Consider the following 18,672-nt stretch of genomic DNA (forward strand, 5'->3'; position numbering starts at 1 on the left):
GAAAGGTAGGGGGTGCGGTGGATCGGCGGGTCGTCTCCGCAAAAAGGAGAAAAAACAAACAAAAAAAAAACCCCCCCCCCCGCCCCCGGGGCCTCGCCCCCGGGACTATTTCCCGATTAGTCGCCTACGCGACGGTGCGCTCAGAAGGCGCTGTTGTTGCAGCCCATGGTCGAGCCGATGTGGGTCGACTGGGCACCCGGGTCGCCCTCGCCGTTGAGGCCGTTGCCCAGGAGGCCGTTGAGGATGCCGACCTCACCGAGGACGTCGAGGTTCAGGTCGTGGGACTTGCAGTTGGAGCTCTGCAGGACGCTGAACTTGTCGCCGCCGCGCTCACCGCCCTTGCCTCCGTAGCCGCCCTGGCCGGCGTGGGCGGTGCCGCCCACGAGCGCGATGCTGCCGATTGCGGCGACGAGGACGGCAGCCTTGCGAAGCTTGTGCATGTCATCTCCGGTGGAGTGAAGTGTGTTGCGATCTGTGACAGATCGACTTCTTACAGTTACGGGAGGTTAATCAGAAATATCTCAAAACGGACAGCGACGCGCCGACTTCATGATCTCTGGGCAAAAGCACCCGAAAGCCGCAGTGCATGCGAACGGGCCCTCCGTGGCGATGCCCGAAGGGCCCGTGCTGGGCTTGGGTGTTCGGTTGTCCGGGGCCCCCGGGGGCCGCCCGCCCTGCCGCGCGCAGCAGGTCCGAGGGGTGAAAGTCCCTAGTGCGCGGTCGCGTTGGCGAGGGCGTTCGACTGCATGTTGGACTGGCCGCAGTCGATGCCGTGGGTTTCGGAGGCGGCGAGCACGGCGACCGGCACGGCCGCGTTGAGCAGCGACTGCGGGCTGCACTCCTGGGACGGGTGGAACAGGTTGCTCTGCAGGGCCGATGAACCCTGGCCCGGCGTGGCCTGCGGGCTGATCTGCGGGCTGATCGACGGGCTCAGCGTCGGGTTGACCTGCGGGGTGACCTCGGCACCGCGCTGCGGGGCCTGCTGGGGGGTCCCGTAGGTCTGCGTGCTGGCCTGGGCGGAGGTTGCCGAGGCGGCCTGGGCGTCCAGCTGCGAAACGGGGGGCGGCGCAGCGCCGTTGTAGCCGTTGTACGCGGGAGCCGCAGCGGAGCTGGGGCCGGCGCCGACGGCGGACAGACCCCCGGCTGCTGCGACGACGAGCGCGACTTGGTGAAGCTTGCGCATGGAACCCTCGGCCCTTCATTGACCTGTGCACGGAACGTGTCGAAATGCTGATGTCTCAATGCAGCTGTTGCTGTTCTTGCTGCCCTGGGCGGCTGCGATGGACCATCGCTCTGTCCTCGTGGGGAACGAAGCAAGTGCCGAGCCGGATACGGGTGTCGGGCGCCGGTCACCCATTTGCCCCAGGCCTGTGCGTGCCTCGGTACGGTGTCCGGAGGACCCCTGCGATCCTGAACCGGCGCGTCCGTCCGTCAATGGCAAATGGGTGACGGAGTTCCCGGTCCCGTGACCGGGGCGGGGGAAATGTCGTTGCCAGCTGGGAGAGGGCAGCGATCATGGATCACGGAGGGGTAAAGGGAGTTCGCTGTCAGCTCCGGCGTAAGTCCGTGCGCAGCCCGGAAGTTACCCCCGTAACGGCGCAGTACGACCATACGAATACCAGGCTGAGCGCACGCCGCACTGAATACAACGGATTTCCCTGTTCAGGTATTGAAGGGCCGAGGGTTCCATGCGCAAGATTCACAAGGCCGCGCTCGTCGTAGCGGCGGCCGGCGGCTTGTCCGCCATCGGCGCCGGCGTCAGCCATGCCGACACTCCCGTCGGATACGGCGGTGGTGCCGCCCCAGCGCCGGCTCCCGAGTACCCCGCACCGCAGTACGCGGCTCCCCAGTACGCGGCTCCTCAGTACGCGCCACCGCAGTACGCCGTTCCCCAGTACGCACCTCCTCAGTACGCGCCACCGCAGTACGCGGCTCCCCAGTACGCACCCCCGCAGTACGCGCCGCCCCCGCCGAGCGGTCCGCAGGCGCAGGCGACGGCCAACTCGCGGGGTGTCGCCCAGGTCGCCGCCCCGCAGCCGTACGCCCCGCCGGTGATGCCGCCCCCGCCCGCGCCCCCGGCGCCGCCGCAGCAGACCGGTTACGCCTCCGCGGTGGCCACGTCGCTCGGCGCCGCGCAGGCCTCCAACTCGCCGTACGGCCCGCAGCAGGCCGTTGCCCCGCAGCAGCCGGCGGCGCAGGTCATGCCCCAGGTCAGCCCGCAGTCCGCGCCGGAGGTCATGCCGCGGGTCGCCCCGCAGGTCTCCGTGCCCCAGACCTTCGGCGCGACGGAGGCCCCGCCGCGTGTCGCCCCCCAGGTGAACCCGCAGGTGAACCCCCAGGTGAACCCGCTCGTCAACCCGCTGGTGTCAGGGGCCGGCGCGCCGGAGGTCCCCGGGCTCGGCCTCGGGCAGGTCGCCGCGCCCCCCGTCGGCCAGCTGGGTCTTCCCCGCCTCGGCTGACCGCCCAGCCGCGCTCCGCCACCCCCCACTCGATCTGCTGCAGATCGCATCCGCCAGACCATCGGAGAAGCAATGCGCACGTTTCACAAGGCCGTCCTCGTGGGCGCCGTCCTCGGCAGCGTCGGCACCTTCGGCGTCAACCCGGCCTCCGCACACGAGCCGGGCCACGACCTCGACATCACGCAGGGCATCGAGTGCCGCTCGCACGACATGAACATCGATGTGCTCGGCAGTGTCGGCGCCGTCAACGGCCTGGCGGGCAACCTGCTGAACGGCGAGGGCAACCCGGGCGCGCAGGAGAGCCACCTCGGCTCGGACATGGGCTGCAACAGCCGGGCGCTCTGACGGGCCGCGCCGAACAGCGCCGGACCCTCCCCGTGAACACCGGGGAGGGTCCGGCGCTCTTCTGTGTGCGGTCGTACCGCCCTGGACGGCGCCCCGGACGGCGAGAAAACTCCCTCCCGGAGGGAGGGCCAGGATGTGCGCCCCCGGCAGGACTCGAACCTGCGGCCAAGCGCTTAGAAGGCGCCTGCTCTATCCACTGAGCTACGGGGGCCTGGTGTGGTGGCCTCGTGCCGGGTGCCCCGGGGGGCTGATCCCTGACGTTGCCCGGGGACAAGGATAGAGCTCCCGGTTCCCTGACCCTGTCGCTTCGCCTCCGTGGCTCGATGTGGAGGTTCGGTGAAGCGGTCCTGATAATCGCAGGCAGGTGCGATTCGTGCATCGCTTTTGGCCTCCGACGCACCGGGTGTTGTGCACTCGTTATGCCTCGACTGCGCCCGTGTCCCAATGGTTCCTTCCGTCCGTTCTGTCCTCCCGGCGCGCAGACATGTCTATATGCTTCAGAATTCCCCTAAAATTGGGCATTCTTCGCATGTGGTGACCTTGGACGTACGGCCTCAGCTGCTCGACACACTCTCCGCTCTGCGCGACAGTGTCGCCGCCACACGCTTTCCGCTGCCCCTGGCCGGGGCCGCACGCGCGCGTGCCAACCGCGACGAACTCCTCGCGCAGCTCGACGACTACCTCGTACCCCGCCTGCGTGAGCCCGAGGCGCCGTTGCTGGCCGTCGTGGGCGGATCCACCGGCGCCGGCAAGTCGACGCTCGTGAACTCGCTCGTCGGACGGCGCGTGAGCGAGGCGGGCGTACTGCGGCCGACGACCCGGACACCGGTCCTCGTCTGCCACCCCGACGATCATCACTGGTTCAGTGGCATGCGCGTACTCCCCGAGCTCACGCGCGTGTGGGCGCACCAGCAGGACCCGGTCGAGGAGCTGCTGCTGCCCGACCGCGAGACCCCCACGCGCGTGCTGCGCATCGAGACGACCGAAACCATCCCGCGCGGGCTAGCCCTCCTCGACGCCCCCGACATCGACTCGCTGATCGCCGACAACCGTGTCCTGGCCGCGGAGCTGATCTGCGCCGCCGATGTCTGGATCATGGTCACGACGGCGACCCGCTACGCCGACGCCATCCCCTGGCACCTGCTGCGCACCGCCAAGGAGTACGACGCCACCCTCGTCACCGTGCTGGACCGGGTGCCCCACCAGGTCGTCTCCGAGGTCTCCCGGCAGTACGGCGCCCTGCTCACCAAGGCCGGGCTCGGCGACGTACCCCGCTTCACCGTGCCCGAACTGCCCGAGTCCGCCTGGGGTGCAGGACTGCTGCCCGCCAGCGCCGTCGCCCCCCTGCGGACCTGGCTCGTGCACCATGCCCAGGACCCCGCGGCCCGGCAGCAGGTGATCGCCCGGACGGTCCACGGCCTCCTCGACTCGTTCAAGTCACGGATGCCCGAGCTGGCCAGCGCCGCCGCCGCCCAGTACGCGGCCGCCCTTCGGCTCACCGCCGCCGTGGACACCGCCTACGACACCGAGCAGGCGCGCGTGCGCGGCCGACTGCAGGCCGGCGCCGTACTCGCCGGGGACGCGCTCAAGCGCTGGCGGGCCTTCCCCCTGGACTGCACCCCCGGGGAACTCCTCGACGCGCTCGTGGAGAGCCTGGGCGCCCTGCTGCTGTGCTCCGTCACCGCCGCCGACGAACGGGTCGGCGAGGCCTGGCGGCACGAACCCGCGGCGAACGCCCCGGGCCTCGCCGGCCGCGACCACTCCTCGGAGAGCGCCGAGCACCGCATCGGCCTCGCCGTACGGCGCTGGCGGCGCGAACTGGAGGAGTACGCCGAGGACGAGGTGCGGGTCCTGGAGCGCACCTCCGCACCCGATCCCGAGGTCGTCGCCGCCGTCGTGGCCACCTCGCTGCTGGGCGGCCGCCGGACGCGCAACGTGGGCGAGGGGCTCGCCGACAAGCTCGGCGCCCATGGCGCGCTGCGGCTGCGCGACCGGGCGGGGCGCCTGCTGGCCGAGTACGTCGAACGGGTCATGCACACCGAACGCGAGCGGCGCCTCGCCCCGCTGGACGCCCTCGGCGTCAACCCCGGGCCCCAGGCCGAGCTCATCGCCGCGCTGTCCGTACTGCAGAAGGAGAGGTGACCGGTGACGGCCGCCACTGATCAGGACCACCTGGAGCACACCGACCCCATGGCGCGCACCGAGCGCAGCGGTCACATGAATGCCGAGGTCATGAAACCAATGGAGCGTGGCGACCTGGTCGGCGAGCTGCCGAACCCGAGCCCGGAAGTTCCCGGCGACGCCGGCCCCGCGCCGGGGGACGGGACCACGGGCGGTGCCTCCACCGCCCCCGAGGAGCGGACCGAGAACGCGGGCAGCGACTCCGTACCGGCCGCCTCGGGGGCGGCCGCGGACACGGGCGAGAACAGGGCCGAGGCCGACGACCGGGGAGCGAGCACGGGCCGGGCCCAGGCCGACGACCAGGGGGCGAGCCACGCCCGGGCCGAGGGCGAGCGCGAGGACTCGGAGCGCGGGGGGCACGCACGCGTGACGGGGGAGGACACCGGCCCCGAGCCGCACAACCGCCGGGTGCCGACGGAACCGACCGGTGACCGGGACGCACGCGCGGCGGGCCAGGGGGCGGGCCGGGACAGGTCCGTCGCTGGTCGGGACGCTGAGGGGGGCGCGGCGGATCAGGGGGCGGGGCGGGGCAGGTCTGGCCAGGGTGCCGGGGCGGGGAAGGCGGATCAGGGGGCCGTTCGGGACAGGTCCGTCACTGGTCGGGGCGCTGACGGGGGCGCGGCGGATCAGGGGGTCGGTCGGGGGAGGTCTGTCCTTGGCCAGGGGGCTGACGGGGGCGTGGCGGATCAGGGGGCGGGGCGGGACAGGCCGGCCCTTCGCAAGGGCGCGGACGCGGGAAGCGGTCAGCGCTCCCGCCCCGCGCACCGCACCCCCCGGCAGCCCGGTCCCAGCGACGAGGCGGCCCCCCGGCGCAGACACGACACCGGTGCGGACTCCGGTACCGGCGCCGACGGCAGTACCGGCGGTACCGACACCGCCGCCGACACCGGCGCCGACTCCTCGGAGACGTGGGACGACGGGCTGATCGCCCGGCGGGTCACGGAGGACGGCGCCGCCGCGCTCGCCACCGAACGCGAGACCACCGGCCGGATCCTGGGCGGCAGCCCCCCCGTCCCGCTGGCGTACGACGGCCCGCTGCGCTCCCGGCTCGACGCCCTGCGCGAGCTCGTCGGCCTCTCCCGCACCCGGCTGGACAAGCACACCCTCGCCGAGGCCGGACGTGTCCTCGACGAGGCGGCCGCCCGCCGCAAGCTCTCCGGCCGGCACACCGTCATCGCCATCGCGGGCGCCACCGGCAGCGGCAAGTCGCAGCTGTTCAACGCCCTCGCCGGGGTGGCCATCTCGGAGACCGGCGTACGGCGCCCGACAACGGCCGCCCCCATCGCCTGCAGCTGGAGCGACGGCGCGGCGGGCCTGATCGACCGGCTGGGCATCCCGGGCCGGCTGCGCCGCCGCCCCGTGCACAACCCGGAGACCGAGGCGGAGCTGCGCGGGCTGGTCCTGGTGGACCTGCCCGACCACGACTCCGCCGCCGTACAGCACCGCGAACAGGTCGACCGGATCCTGAAACTGGTCGACGCGGTGATCTGGGTGGTCGACCCCGAGAAGTACGCCGACGCCGTCCTGCACGAGCGCTATCTGCGGCCCCTGTCCGGCCACGCCGAGGTCATGTTCGTCGTCCTCAACCAGGTCGACCGGCTGCCCGGGGAGGCCGCCGACCAGGTCCTGGACGACCTGCGGCGGCTGCTGGACGAGGACGGCGTCGCGCTCGGCGAGCACGGCGAACCGGGCGCGACCGTGCTCGCGCTGTCCGCGCTGACCGGCGAGGGCGTCGGCGAACTGCGCGACGCGCTCGGCCAGTTCGTCGCGGAGCGCGGCGCGGCGGCCCGCCGGGTCGCCGCCGACGTGGACGCCGCCGCGACCGAACTCCGCCCCGTCTACGCCGCCGAACGGCGCGTCGGCCTCAGCGAGGAGGCGCGCGAGGAGTTCGCGGCACGGCTCGCGGACGCGGTGGGCGCCACCGCGGCGGGCGAGGCCGCCGAACGTGCCTGGCTGCGCAACGCCAACCGCGCCTGCGGTACGCCCTGGCTGCGGCTGTGGCGCTGGTACCAGGGGCGCGGCGACTCCACGACGGGCCGCCACGCGGTGCGCCCGCAGGCCGACGAGGAGGCCACCGCACGGCAGCGGGTGGAGCAGGCGGTCCGTACGGTGGCCGACCGCGCCTCCGCCGGGCTGCCAGGGCCGTGGGCGCAGGCGGTGCGCGAGGCGGCCGTACGTGGATCACAGGGGCTGTCGGAGGCGCTGGACGAGCTGGCCGGGCGGGCCGGACTGCCGCCGGGCCGCCCGCCGCGGCCGGGCTGGTGGCCGGCGGCGGTGCTGGTGCAGGCGGCCATGACCCTGCTGCAGATCGTGGGCGGCGTGTGGCTGGCGGGCCAGATCGCCGGCGTCATGGCGCCGAACCTCGGCGTCCCGGTGCTGCTGATGCTGTGCGGGATCATCGGCGGGCCGCTGGTGGAGTGGGGCTGCCGGATGGCGGCCAGAGGACCGGCCCGGCGCTACGGCCAGGAGGCGGAACGGCGCCTGCGGGAAGCCGCCGCCGGCTGCGGCCGGGCCAGGGTGCTCGATCCGGTGGCGGCGGAACTGCTGCGCTATCGGGAGGTGCGGGAGCAGTACGGGCGGGTCGTGCGGACCGGGGCGGGAGTGAGGGTGAGCTGAAGGAGGCGGGCGGAAGAGGGCGGGGGAGGGCCGGCGGGAAAAGGGCGGAGGGAGGACCGGGGAGAAGGGCAGGCCGAAGACCTGGTGCCGCCACCTCGGGTGAAGGCGGTGGCGGGGGAGGCGTGTCACTCGTGCGGGTGGCGGGGTTTTCCACAGGTCAGGGAGCGTCCACAGCGCTCAGCGGGCCCGGCCCGGCGGAGGCAGTCTGGGGTCGCGGCGATCGCACGGCGGGTCCGGCCGGAGGGACGGCGGACGGCGCACGCGATCGACGGGACGCGCGAGCACGTACGACGGTCGTACGTGCCGGTGCGCCAGACGCAGCCGTACGGGACGGGCCCGTACGCGTGTCCGCCCGGCCGTGACGGGCCGGGCGGGGAGGGGAGCGAGGACATGAACGAGACGATCGTCTGCGTGGTGGGCAACGTGGCAACCGAGCCGGTGTACCGGGAGGTGGCGACGGGCCCGTCGGCCCGGTTCCGGCTCGCGGTGACCGCGCGGTACTGGGACCGGGAGAAGAGCGCCTGGACGGACGGGCACACCAACTTCTTCACGGTGTGGGCCAACCGCCAGCTCGCGGTCAACGTGGCCGCGTGCGTGGAGGTCGGCCAGCCGGTCGTCGTCCAGGGCCGGCTGAAGGTGCGCACGGAGGCGCGAGACCCGCAACAGCAGTGGACCTCCGCCGACATCGACGCCGTGGCGGTCGGGCACGACCTCTCCCGCGGTACGGCCGTCTTCCAGCGGGCGGCCAAACCGGAGGTACCCGCGCCGGCGAACCGGCCCGAGCCGAACTGGGAGACACCACCCCCGCCCGCTGCCGCACCGGACGAGGTCACGGTGCAACAGGCTCCGGAGCCGGCGGCGGTGACATGACGTCAGTGCCTGAGGCCGGTTCGGTGACCACCCCCCGGTCACCGCCGCCTTCCGGATCGCCGAACTCCCCGTACGAACGGGTGGATTTGTCGATATGCCCAGCTCATGGACGGTCCCGGCGATAACGATTACGGATCGGATCGCCCATCGGATCATCCGACCGGCGGGAGAGGCTCCGCCTGATCCATAGGATGCCGGGCGTGCCCCTAGGGGCTGCCGATTCTGCTGGTGGGACCGTCCCCCACGTCCAACGGGTCCTGCTCGAAGGGGAATTCTGTGCTTGCTGCGTTCTCTGGGTTCCGCCGTTCCGCCGGAACGGCCCGCCTGGCCGCCGCCGCGACGGTGTCCGGTCTCGTGGCGGCCGGCGCGCTGTCCGGCGCCGGTACGGCCGCGGCCGACGGGACACCGCAGACCCAGGGCGGGGCGACGGCCACGATCAACGGCCTGAAGACCTACGGCGAGGCAGTGATCCACGAGGACGGCGGCGACCAGCGCGTGGAGGCCGGCCTGTTCGAGATGTCCGTCGACGGCGGCGGCACCCTGCAGACGTACTGCGTCGACCTCCACAACCCCACCCAGCGCGACGCCCACTACCAGGAGACACCCTGGAGCGGCACCTCGCTGGGCGCCAACAAGGACGCCAGCAAGATCAGCTGGATCCTGCGGCACTCCTACCCCCAGGTCAACGACCTCGCCGCGCTCGCCCGCCAGGCGGGCGCCGGCACCCTGACCGAGCAGGACGCGGCGGCCGGCACCCAGGTGGCGATCTGGCGTTACTCCGACGGCGCGCGGGTCGACGCCGTCGACCCGCAGGCCGAGAAGCTCGCCGACTACCTGCAGAAGAGCGCCCGCGCCCTCGATGAACCGCAGGCCTCGCTCACCCTGGACCCGCCCGCGGTCTCCGGCCGGCCGGGCGACCTGCTCGGACCGGTGACCGTGCACACCAACGCGGGCACGGTCGCGGTGAGTCCGCCGGCGGACGCGGCCACCAGCGGGGTGCGGATCACCGACAGGACCGGCAAGGAGATCACCTCCGCGCAGGACGGCAGCCGGCTGTACTTCGACGTCCCCGGGGACACGTCCGCCGGCACGGCCCAGCTGACCGTACAGGCGTCGACCACCGTGCCCGTGGGCCGTGCCTTCGCCTCCGACAGCCACAGCCAGACCCAGATCCTGGCCGGCTCCAGCGAGTCCACGGTCTCCGCGACCGCGACCGCCACCTGGGCGGCCGAGGGCGCCATACCGCAGCTGTCGGCCCGTAAGAACTGCGCCCAGGGCGGCGTGGACATCGTCGCGGCCAACAAGGGCGACCAGCCCTTCACCTTCGAGCTGATGGGCGCCGAGCACACCATCCCCGCGGGCACCTCCCGCACGGTGACCGTCCCGCTCCAGGAGGACCAGGCCTACGACTTCACGATCACCGGGCCGCACGGCTTCAGCCGACGCTTCACAGGCGTCCTCGACTGCAAGACGCAGGGCACGATCACGACACAGACGGCCAAGGTCCCCAACGAGCCGAGCCCCGCGTCGGTCGGCGGCGGCACCACGGCCCCCGACACCGACCTCGCCGCGACAGGCGGCTCCGCGATCACCCCACTGATCGCGGGCGTGGCCATCGGCTTCGTGGTGATCGGCGGGGCGGTACTGGTGGTGCTGCGCAAGCGCGAGCAGCCGGGCGACTGAGGCGACACGCGGGGCCACCGCGCCGCGACCTGCCCGCGGCGACCGATCCCACCCGGCCTCACGCCCCGCCGTCCCGGCCGGCGGCCCCACCGCGCGCAGCGCCGGGAAAGATCAGCTTCGGCCCGCCGCTGATCATCCCCAGAGCCCCGAGACCGAGCGCCACACGCCCCAGGACCTTCGCGCCGTGCCAGGAGTGCGGCGCCCCGAAGGCCACCCAGGCGGCCAGCGCGATGCCCGCCATCATGACCACCAGTCCACCGATGCGACGTAAACCATGGTTCATGGGCTCATCGTTGCCCGGCGCTGATCAGCACTCAACCACCACAGCACCTGACAAGCCACCGTCGACACGACGGCTCCTCCGCGCTCGCGGCATCACGCCCAAGATCGCCCGCAAGGGCACCGCCCACGGATCCGGCCTGGGCAAGACCAGGTGGGTCGTCGAGCGAACCTTCGCCTGGCTCCACCAGTTCAAACGCCTGCGGATCCGCTACGAGATACGAGCCGACGTCCACCTCGGACTGCTCCAACTCGCCTGCAGCATCATCTGCTTGAGGCAACTCCGAACCTCATTCTGAAATGATCAGTTAGAGAATGAAGGTAGCCGGCTTCGTCCTCAGCATCGTCGCTCTGTGCATTGGCATCGGTAATCCGACCTGGCAGTTGGCTCTGTATCTGCTCAACGGCCCTCGCATCCGAGTCCGCATGGCAGTGGGCGCCTTGGGCCCGGGCGGGCTGATGACGTTCCCGGTAGTGGTCCGCACCCCATCAGGGCGTATGTACGTCGTGCAGGGGGCGACGTCCTGAGCCAGCGGTACAGCACGGGAGGGAAACCTCAACGACCGCCCCGCCCGTAGTTCGCAGCTAGGGGCAGCCTGACGCGAGCACTGCACGGGGTGCCGTTCTCAACCCAAGGACGGCACCTGAGGTTTCTGGGCCCCGAGAGCTGCGCCGTCTGGTGAGGTATCTACCCAGCCAGATGAAGATGAACGTCCTGTCTGGACTAGAGGGCTGTGCTCGCCCAGACAGGATGTGGCCCCTCCCCGGCCTATCAGGGGTAGATGACATTCCCGTTGAATTGATTGAATGGGTTGGTCGCGTAGTTTTGGAAGGCGGCGGCGTGCGTGTTCGACACAATGGTGTTGTTCGAGAAATTGATCACGCCGGTGCCGTCAAGTCGTACGCCGAGTGCGGCGGCTGAGATGTCGTTGCCTGTGATGGTGACCTTGGAGCCGCCATTGACATGGAGTCCGGCCCCCGCAATGCTCTGCAGTTCGGAGCTCGAAATCGTCACATAGTATGCACTGCGGATTTCGACTGCTGACGAGCCGTTAGCTCGGAAGTGGCCGCCTGACACGTTGATCCAACTGTCCCCGTCGATCCAGAGGGCGGTTACGTGGCTCTGGTTGGTTGTGTTGGTGATGGTCACAAGGGTTTTGTCTTTGCTGACGATACCGACGTTGCAGAAATCTGTCGTAAGTCCGTCGATCGTGCCCCAGGTGCTTCCTTTGTCGGTCCCTTGCAGAAGAACTCCCCAGTCTGCACCGAAGACGAAGACACCACTCATGTGGAATGCGTCGAGATGGTTGAGTATGATGCCGATTCCGCCGTTATGCCAGAAGGTCCCCTGGTAGGTTTTGTCTGGCGTCCAGACCTCCACATTCGAGATCGTCGTGACGTCCCATCCCGTGTCGAGTTGAATGCCCAGTTTGGCGACCCGCGAGATGAACACATCCTGGATGACCGCACGCCCCGTGTTGTCGGAAGCCGACTGGATTCCGATCCACGTGTGCGCGATCTTCACGTCGCTCACTCGTGTTCCCACCCCGTTCAGGAGGATGGTCGTGGCGTACTGAGTCGGTTTGGCGGAGCCCTCGTCCTGCGCGTAGTCGAATACCAACCCGCTCACTGCGCCACCCTCTAGGAGGCTGATCGCGCTGCGTGAGGGGTTTGTCGCGAGGATGGTGGGGAGCGAATCCCAGTCGGAGGTGTAGCTGCCGTTGGGCTGTCCGAACATCAGCTGCTTTGTCAGCGTCAGGGTATCGGTGATCTTGTAGGTTCCATACGGGACATAGACCGGAGCCTTCCGGGCGGTCGACTGCGCGATAGCGCACTTGAAGGCGTTGGTGTCATCTGTGATGCCGTCACCGACGGCACCACAGTCCCGGACGTTCTCAACGTCTATGCCGGTTTTGACGACCTTCCCTTTGCGCACGGTGAGCTGCTTGGGAGGCCCTGCCGGCATGGTGATCGCGGTACGTACTGGCCCCTTGGCCGCACCTGCTTGTGCTATTCCCCCAGAACCCGTGAGCCCGGCGGCTATGAGTATGAGAGCGAGTAATCGGCCAAGCTGTCGAATCATGCGTCTTCCTTCTCTCGTTCAGTAGTAGCGCGGAGAGTGGCTGCGATACCAGGAACAAGCGAGCACGGCAGGGGCCGGCACTGCCAGGCAGACCGTCTCGTGACGCAGAAAAGACGGACTCCACCGCGCATCGCAACGGACGTTAAGAACGACGCCTTTCCTTCGGCCGTGTGACGTCGATCTCTCAAACCGGACGTATTTTTCATCCGGAGGGGTCAAGGGCGGCGCTCAGCGGAGTGTCTGCGCGATCACACTGAGAGAGGCTGGAGAGCACAACCCGCCGCCCTTCTGAACGAGGCGGTGTAGACAGGGGCAGATCGAGTGTGCCAGGCCGCCTCAGTTTCCGTCTCATTCAGCGAGGTTCACTGCTGTTCAGACAGGACCATCCGCAGAGGTCGTGCCGGCACTCACCCGCCCCTGAACGCAGGTGAACGGCCCTGCACTCTGCCCAGCAAGGCACCAACAGACTTGGAAAGTGTGTTGGTCCGCACGGACCGGGCCCAGGACACCGCCAGTCGAGGCGGCTACTTTGAGTGCGGTAGCGCGAGGGATGCAGGACTACGAGAAATCCCGCCCGAGGCCCAAGGGGATCGTCGCGGAGGCGGAGAGCGCCATAGGCGGTTGCGTAGCGATGTTCTTCGTGGCCTTGGTGATTCTGGGCATCGTCGCTGCCCGTAGCAGGTGACACGCCTTCCCGGTACGTACCCTCGGCGCGATACCTGGGCCGTCCGAGGCCAACCGACTCCAACCGACAACGACAGAAGTCCCGCTGGCCAGCGAGACCCTTGATCAGTAGACCGGCGAGTTAGGCCGCACTGAGCAGGCTGTAGCCGTTGAACGCGCCGGCCTCTTCAGGGGCGATGAGAGTCCCTCACTGCCAGGAGGCGACCGCAGCTCGTTGCAACGCGGAGCACGTCTCGCGATGCCCCGGTCAGTTCCTTGGCCAACCGCCGCAGGTCCTCCGGGCCCTGGTCCCGGTTGCCGAGGGCGTCCGAGGCATGCTCCAGCAGCTCGGCAGCCCTTCCCAGTTGTACCGCTTCGATGTTGTCCGCCAGACGGGACATGTAGCCGCCCTTGTCGTCGGTGTTCAGGTAGCAGGGCTTGCCTTCCGGCCCCGACCACGGGAGGAGGCGTAGTTTGTTCGGTGCCGTCATCCTTGCGTCTGCCTCTCGTCGATCACGTGGTGGGTGGTGAAGACCGCGTCGACGCGATCCCCTGGGAACGCCAGAAGGGCGGCCTCGACGACTCGCCCGGCGGTATCGGTCGCGACGCGCGTGATCGCGAGGACTGCCTTGGAGGAGCCGGTCCGGAGGGTCGATGCTTCGTCCGGCGTTGGTGGGCGGGCACATACCGTCTCCCGGACGGTTGCCGGCGGCGAGCCCAGAACGGCGAGTCGTAGGGCGGTCTCCTGCCAGGAGGGTTCGCTGTCCAGCGCTCCGGCCGGGACCAGGTCGTGCGGGATGTAGATGCGGGCCAGGCCGCGCGGTGACTCTTCCTCGTGGCTGACGCAGAAGAACTCAGTGAGTGGACTGCCCGTCGGTACCTTGAGTAACGTCGTCAGGTGGCTGTCTGCCGGAACCGTGGTGGTGCGCACGGTGACGCGCAGGGCCGCTTCAGCAGCGGTCCACGGGTCCAGCGTCCCCCATCCGCCGACGTACACGATCTTGCGTGGTGGGCGACGAACGAAGTTCCCCTTGCCGTGGACCTTCTCGACGAGGCCTTGGCTTGGAGGACCGCGAGGCGCGCCGCAGTGTCACCGTGCTGACCTTGTATCGGTCGGCGAGGCCGGTCTCGGACGGAAGACGTTCGCCCGGCTTCATGCGACCGGTCGTGATCTGCTGCCGTAGATCGTCGGCGATGTCGTAATGGCGTGGAGGCACGGGCCGGGTCACCGCGAGGAATGACCAGGCTTCAGCGGGCAGGTGCGAAGCGACCACCACCACATGCGGCCGTACTCGTTCTTCCCGAGCCAGCACGTATGGGCGGACGAGCGCGTTCTCTTCGCCCCGGAGCGGTCGTGGCCGGGGGCCGGAAGGGCGTTAAGGGGCGGCGACGCCTGCCCTTGGGGGCGTACCGCGCTCTGGTGAGCGAGACGGCACGGCGGATACGGTTGAGCACGCTACTCAACTCCTGTCGCTGATGGCAGGTCCCCCGACATCGCCCGTCGTGGGGACCGCTTTGCGTACGACCGCCCAGAGGGTGCGGCCGTCCAGGCTGGTGGCGACGAGACCGAACCGATCGGCTCCCGCCACCGCTTCCAGGACCTCCCGCCATGCATCGGCGGAGAGCGAGCCCGGCACCTCTGCTTCGACCGACGCGTACCGGTCGTGCTCCTCCACGCGCGCGGCGAGACCGACGGCGGACAGCCGGGCAGCGATGGCCGCTCGCGGAGCACGTATGGGAGCCGGGGGACCGTCTGCCCTCCCGCGCTCAGATCGGCCAGGAGTGTGGCGTGGGCGAGAACGTCGTCCGCCGCGCGCAGGAGCTGCTGATCTCCCAGGGTGTGCTGGAAGGCCGCGCTCGTCACGCACATCCGGCGGACGTACTACAGCGACCAGGGGCGGCCCGTCGAGACGGCGGACATCGTGGTGCCCGCCGCCCACTGCGAGATCGTGTACGAGATCCCGATCAACCGTTAGCCGGCGCCCTCAGCAGCGAGCCAATCGGCGAGTGTGGAGAAGTCGGCGTCTACGAGTCCTCTGCTCGGGTCGACGCGATGAAGCAGTGACGGCCCACGGTGCTGTGCATCGACCCAGGCACGGTCCATGGGGCTGATTTCGTCGTCGACCCAGATGAACGGTCGACCATCGGCCCACTCGGCCAAGGGGCGGGTCTTCCAGTGCAGGCCGCGGGGTCCGTCGTCGGCGCCGGCGTCCGGCCACTCCACCACGGGCAGCTTCGGCAGTCCCAGGCGCGGAGCGACGGCCTCGTTCGCGTCCTCCATCCACGTCGTGGCCCACACGAGAGGGCAGCCCAGGGCGAGGAGACTCGATCCGATGCCGGGGTCCAGCCGATCAAGCAGCGGGTTGCCCTGATCGAGAGGCGTCGAGGAGCCGTACGACGCTCCGAACGGGATGAGCGGACCGTCGACGTCGAGGAAGAGGATGGGGCGCTCCGTTGCGCCGGCCACAGCGGCACGATAGCCCGCCGCGGTGGCGGCGGGGACTCTGTTTCCTGGGCCGTGCGAGGGTGCCCGAGGCCACCCAACGGCGACCGGCAGTGACAGGCGAGCCGCAGCCCCCATCAGAGAAACCCCAGGTCAGAGCCGCCCGCCCCAACGCGTTTCCGCCCAGGGGTGGCCGTACGGCAAGATGGGGTGTATCTGCCCACTGCCAGATTTCAAGCTGCCGGACGGTTTCTCTTGGCTGAGTTCATTTACACCATGCGCAAGGCGCGCAAAGCGCACGGCGACAAGGTGATCCTCGACGACGTCACCCTGAGCTTCCTGCCGGGAGCGAAGATCGGTGTCGTCGGCCCGAACGGTGCCGGTAAGTCGACCGTGCTGAAGATCATGGCGGGGCTGGAGCAGCCGTCCAACGGTGACGCCTTCCTGTCTCCCGGCTACAGCGTCGGCATCCTGCTGCAGGAGCCCCCGCTGAACGAGGAGAAGACCGTCCTGGAGAACGTCCAGGACGGTGTCGCCGAGATCAAGGGCAAGCTCGACCGGTTCAACGAGATCGCCGAGCTGATGGCGACCGACTACTCCGACGCGCTGCTCGACGAGATGGGCAAGCTGCAGGAGGAGCTGGACCACGCCAACGCGTGGGACCTGGACGCCCAGCTGGAGCAGGCCATGGACGCCCTGGGGTGCCCCCCCGGCGACTGGCCCGTCACCAACCTCTCCGGTGGCGAGAAGCGCCGCGTCGCGCTCTGCAAGCTGCTGCTCGAGGCCCCCGACCTGCTGCTCCTCGACGAGCCCACCAACCACCTCGACGCCGAGTCGGTGAACTGGCTGGAGCAGCACCTGGCCAAGTACCCGGGCACCGTCGTCGCCGTCACCCACGACCGGTACTTCCTGGACAACGTGGCCGGCTGGATCTGCGAGGTCGACCGCGGCCGCCTGCACGGCTACGAGGGCAACTACTCCAAGTACCTGGAGACCAAGGCCACCCGTCTCAAGGTCGAGGGCCAGAAGGACGCCAAGCGGCAGAAGCGGCTCAAGGAAGAGCTGGAGTGGGTGCGCTCCAACGCCAAGGGGCGCCAGGCCAAGTCCAAGGCCCGTCTCGCGCGGTACGAGGAGATGGCCGCCGAGGCCGACAAGATGCGGAAGCTGGACTTCGAGGAGATCCAGATCCCGCCGGGCCCGCGTCTGGGCAACGTCGTCGTCGAGGTCGACAAGCTCAGCAAGGCCTTCGGTGAGAAGGTCCTCGTGGACGGCCTCAGCTTCACGCTGCCGCGCAACGGCATCGTGGGCGTCATCGGCCCGAACGGCGCCGGCAAGACCACGCTGTTCAAGATGATCCAGGGCCTGGAGACCCCGGACTCCGGTGACATCAAGGTCGGCGAGACCGTCAAGATCTCCTACGTCGACCAGAGCCGCGCGAACCTCGACCCCAAGAAGACGCTGTGGGAGGTCGTGTCCGACGGGCTCGACTACATCAACGTCGGACAGGTCGAGATGCCGTCCCGCGCGTACGTGTCCGCCTTCGGGTTCAAGGGCCCGGACCAGCAGAAGCCGGCCGGTGTCCTCTCCGGTGGTGAGCGCAACCGCCTCAACCTGGCGCTGACCCTCAAGCAGGGCGGCAACCTGCTGCTCCTCGACGAGCCCACCAACGACCTCGACGTCGAGACCCTCTCCAGCCTGGAGAACGCGCTGCTGGAGTTCCCCGGCTGCGCCGTGGTCGTCTCCCACGACCGGTGGTTCCTGGACCGGGTCGCCACGCACATCCTCGCCTACGAGGGTGAGTCGAAGTGGTTCTGGTTCGAGGGCAACTTCGAGTCGTACGAGAAGAACAAGATCGAGCGGCTCGGTCCGGACGCCGCGCGTCCGCACCGCGCCACCTACAAGAAGCTGACCCGGGGCTGATCGGTCTTGCGCCACATCTATCGCTGCCCGCTGCGCTGGTCGGACATGGACGCGTACGGACATGTCAATAACGCGATCTTCCTCCGCTATCTGGAGGAGGCTCGCATCGACTTCCTGTCCCTGCGGGGCAAGGAGTCCAAGCAGGGGTCCGTGGTGGCGCGCCATGAGATCGACTACAAGCGGCAGCTCGTCCACCGGCCCACGCCCGTGGACATCGAGCTGTGGGTCACGGAGATCAAGGCCGCGTCCTTCACCGTCCGCTACGAGGTGAAGGACCAGGACCTGATCTACGTACGGGCCGCGACCGTGGTCGTCCCCTTCGACTTCGAGGGGCAGCGGCCGCGCCGGATCACCACCGAGGAGCGGGAGTTCCTCCAGAAGTACCGGGACGACGCCGACGAGGAGGCCGTCGCCGCATGACGGTGCTGCACCTGGCCGACGAGACGGAGGCGGCCGACCTCGCCGCCTTCCTCTCCCGGCTGCTCCACTACGACCGTGGAGCCGCGGTGCGACTGCAGGCGGCCGGCACGACGCTCGCCGTCTTCGGCCGGCCGCCCTCCTTCGAGGTGCTGGCCGTCCGCGCGGTGCGGCTGGCGAAGCCGTACGAGGACGGGCTCGACGCCACCCTCGACGTGACCGTGTCCGCCGGTGAGTTCCTGGAGTCCGTGGACGAGCGCGCCGCCACCGCCGCCGTACCGGCCGCGGTCACCGGTCCGCCGTGGGCCGGGGTGCTGCCGCCGCGCGGCGGCTGGCGGCCCGAGCCGGGGCTGCCGGCCCCGGACGTGCTGCGGGCGACCGTCGCCGCGGCGGTCGCCGAGTTCCGGTCGCGTACGGAGGACCTGGCGCCGGACGGGCGTACCCGCGCGGAGCTGGACCGGATCGGCCGGGACATCTGGTCCCGGGAGATAGGGCGGACCGGGCTCCCGGTGCGGGCCGCGCACGCGGCGCAGTCCCTGGGCTTCCTGCGGCCGGGCGCCGATCCGGCCGACACCGGGCTGTTCTCCTCGGGGGCGTGGCTCAGGCTGCGCACCCCCTACGGATCCGTCGCCGTACGGCGGGCCGGGCTCGGCTCACTGGGTGTCAGCGTGCGCTGAGCCGCCGCGCCCACCGCGTGCCGTCCGGCCCCGCGC

16 protein-coding genes, 1 tRNA gene and 3 pseudogenes are annotated in these 18,672 nt (G+C 70.0%); 11 read left to right on the top strand and 9 right to left on the bottom strand.

All coding sequences use genetic code 11. The features are described from left to right. Positions 1 to 140: 140 nt before the first annotated feature. Together ACZ7HQ_RS00650 and ACZ7HQ_RS00655 are read right to left on the bottom strand one after the other, a co-directional pair. A complete protein-coding gene (locus tag ACZ7HQ_RS00650) occupies positions 141 to 440 on the bottom strand; it encodes a hypothetical protein (RefSeq protein WP_470982860.1) in 300 nt (99 codons plus the stop codon). Between the two features lie 269 nt (positions 441 to 709). Next, positions 710 to 1,183, bottom strand: a complete 474-nt coding sequence (locus ACZ7HQ_RS00655) for a hypothetical protein (RefSeq protein ID WP_470982863.1) — start codon at positions 1,181 to 1,183, stop codon at positions 710 to 712. A gap of 505 nt (positions 1,184 to 1,688) precedes the next feature. On the opposite strand from ACZ7HQ_RS00655, the gene ACZ7HQ_RS00660 reads away from it, so the two are divergent. Then, positions 1,689 to 2,459: a hypothetical protein gene (locus tag ACZ7HQ_RS00660; RefSeq protein WP_470982866.1), complete on the top strand. Its 771-nt coding sequence runs from the start codon at positions 1,689 to 1,691 to the stop codon at positions 2,457 to 2,459. A 72-nt stretch (positions 2,460 to 2,531) separates the two neighbouring features. Next, positions 2,532 to 2,804 carry a hypothetical protein gene (locus ACZ7HQ_RS00665; protein ID WP_470982868.1) on the top strand — a complete coding sequence of 91 codons (273 nt, stop codon included), beginning with the start codon at positions 2,532 to 2,534 and terminating at the stop codon, positions 2,802 to 2,804. Positions 2,805 to 2,942: 138 nt separating this feature from the next. On the opposite strand, the gene ACZ7HQ_RS00670 is transcribed toward ACZ7HQ_RS00665, so the two are convergent. After that, positions 2,943 to 3,015: transfer RNA gene (locus tag ACZ7HQ_RS00670), tRNA-Arg, on the bottom strand. A 320-nt stretch (positions 3,016 to 3,335) separates the two neighbouring features. On the opposite strand from ACZ7HQ_RS00670, the gene ACZ7HQ_RS00675 reads away from it, so the two are divergent. From ACZ7HQ_RS00675 to ACZ7HQ_RS00690, 4 genes are all read left to right on the top strand, one after another. Next, positions 3,336 to 4,946: a dynamin family protein gene (locus ACZ7HQ_RS00675; protein ID WP_470982871.1), complete on the top strand. Its 1,611-nt coding sequence runs from the start codon at positions 3,336 to 3,338 to the stop codon at positions 4,944 to 4,946. A 405-nt stretch (positions 4,947 to 5,351) separates the two neighbouring features. Then, positions 5,352 to 7,601, top strand: coding sequence for a YfjP family GTPase (locus tag ACZ7HQ_RS00680; RefSeq protein ID WP_470985128.1), 2,250 nt, complete (start codon positions 5,352 to 5,354; stop codon positions 7,599 to 7,601). 390 nt (positions 7,602 to 7,991) lie between these two features. Next, positions 7,992 to 8,471, top strand: coding sequence for a single-stranded DNA-binding protein (locus tag ACZ7HQ_RS00685; protein WP_470982873.1), 480 nt, complete (start codon positions 7,992 to 7,994; stop codon positions 8,469 to 8,471). 276 nt (positions 8,472 to 8,747) lie between these two features. After that, positions 8,748 to 10,154 carry a Cys-Gln thioester bond-forming surface protein gene (locus ACZ7HQ_RS00690; RefSeq protein ID WP_470982876.1) on the top strand — a complete coding sequence of 469 codons (1,407 nt, stop codon included), beginning with the start codon at positions 8,748 to 8,750 and terminating at the stop codon, positions 10,152 to 10,154. 58 nt (positions 10,155 to 10,212) lie between these two features. Here ACZ7HQ_RS00690 and ACZ7HQ_RS00695 read toward each other — a convergent pair whose 3' ends face one another. Continuing rightward, entirely contained in the window at positions 10,213 to 10,437 is a 225-nt protein-coding gene (locus tag ACZ7HQ_RS00695) for a hypothetical protein (RefSeq protein WP_470982878.1), read from the bottom strand. A gap of 67 nt (positions 10,438 to 10,504) precedes the next feature. Here ACZ7HQ_RS00695 and ACZ7HQ_RS00700 point away from each other — a divergent pair. Then, positions 10,505 to 10,732, top strand: a pseudogene (locus ACZ7HQ_RS00700) (transposase); the annotation flags it as partial. A 473-nt stretch (positions 10,733 to 11,205) separates the two neighbouring features. Here ACZ7HQ_RS00700 and ACZ7HQ_RS00705 read toward each other — a convergent pair. The 4 genes and pseudogenes from ACZ7HQ_RS00705 to ACZ7HQ_RS00720 all read right to left on the bottom strand — a co-directional run bounded on the left by ACZ7HQ_RS00705 (position 11,206) and on the right by ACZ7HQ_RS00720 (position 14,915). Beyond that, entirely contained in the window at positions 11,206 to 12,516 is a 1,311-nt protein-coding gene (locus ACZ7HQ_RS00705) for a right-handed parallel beta-helix repeat-containing protein (RefSeq protein ID WP_470982880.1), read from the bottom strand. An 851-nt stretch (positions 12,517 to 13,367) separates the two neighbouring features. Further along, a complete protein-coding gene (locus ACZ7HQ_RS00710; RefSeq protein ID WP_470982883.1) occupies positions 13,368 to 13,670 on the bottom strand; it encodes a hypothetical protein in 303 nt (100 codons plus the stop codon). Further along, positions 13,667 to 14,408, bottom strand: a pseudogene (locus tag ACZ7HQ_RS00715) (GntR family transcriptional regulator). The gene ACZ7HQ_RS00710 and the pseudogene ACZ7HQ_RS00715 overlap by 4 nt, the downstream one beginning before the upstream one ends. Positions 14,409 to 14,639: 231 nt before the next feature. After that, the gene (locus ACZ7HQ_RS00720) at positions 14,640 to 14,915 is read right to left on the bottom strand and encodes a hypothetical protein (protein WP_470985130.1); all 276 of its coding nucleotides are present in this window, start codon (positions 14,913 to 14,915) and stop codon (positions 14,640 to 14,642) included. A gap of 17 nt (positions 14,916 to 14,932) precedes the next feature. Here ACZ7HQ_RS00720 and ACZ7HQ_RS00725 point away from each other — a divergent pair. Beyond that, a pseudogene (locus ACZ7HQ_RS00725) lies at positions 14,933 to 15,155 on the top strand (hypothetical protein). On the opposite strand, the gene ACZ7HQ_RS00730 reads toward ACZ7HQ_RS00725, so the two are convergent. After that, a complete protein-coding gene (locus ACZ7HQ_RS00730; protein ID WP_470982885.1) occupies positions 15,152 to 15,646 on the bottom strand; it encodes an HAD domain-containing protein in 495 nt (164 codons plus the stop codon). The pseudogene ACZ7HQ_RS00725 and the gene ACZ7HQ_RS00730 sit on opposite strands and share 4 nt — an antisense overlap. A gap of 231 nt (positions 15,647 to 15,877) precedes the next feature. On the opposite strand from ACZ7HQ_RS00730, the gene ettA reads away from it, so the two are divergent. The 3 genes from ettA to ACZ7HQ_RS00745 are packed head-to-tail and all read left to right on the top strand — an operon-like array spanning position 15,878 to position 18,636. After that, positions 15,878 to 17,542 carry an energy-dependent translational throttle protein EttA gene (gene ettA / locus ACZ7HQ_RS00735; RefSeq protein ID WP_470982887.1) on the top strand — a complete coding sequence of 555 codons (1,665 nt, stop codon included), beginning with the start codon at positions 15,878 to 15,880 and terminating at the stop codon, positions 17,540 to 17,542. Positions 17,543 to 17,548: 6 nt separating this feature from the next. Beyond that, positions 17,549 to 17,962: an acyl-CoA thioesterase gene (locus tag ACZ7HQ_RS00740; RefSeq protein ID WP_470982890.1), complete on the top strand. Its 414-nt coding sequence runs from the start codon at positions 17,549 to 17,551 to the stop codon at positions 17,960 to 17,962. Then, the gene (locus ACZ7HQ_RS00745; protein ID WP_470982893.1) at positions 17,959 to 18,636 is read left to right on the top strand and encodes a DUF8185 domain-containing protein; all 678 of its coding nucleotides are present in this window, start codon (positions 17,959 to 17,961) and stop codon (positions 18,634 to 18,636) included. Before ACZ7HQ_RS00740 ends, ACZ7HQ_RS00745 begins: the two co-directional genes overlap by 4 nt. The last annotated feature ends 36 nt before the right edge of the window (positions 18,637 to 18,672 follow it).

The organism is Streptomyces sp. NPDC037290 (assembly GCF_055603245.1).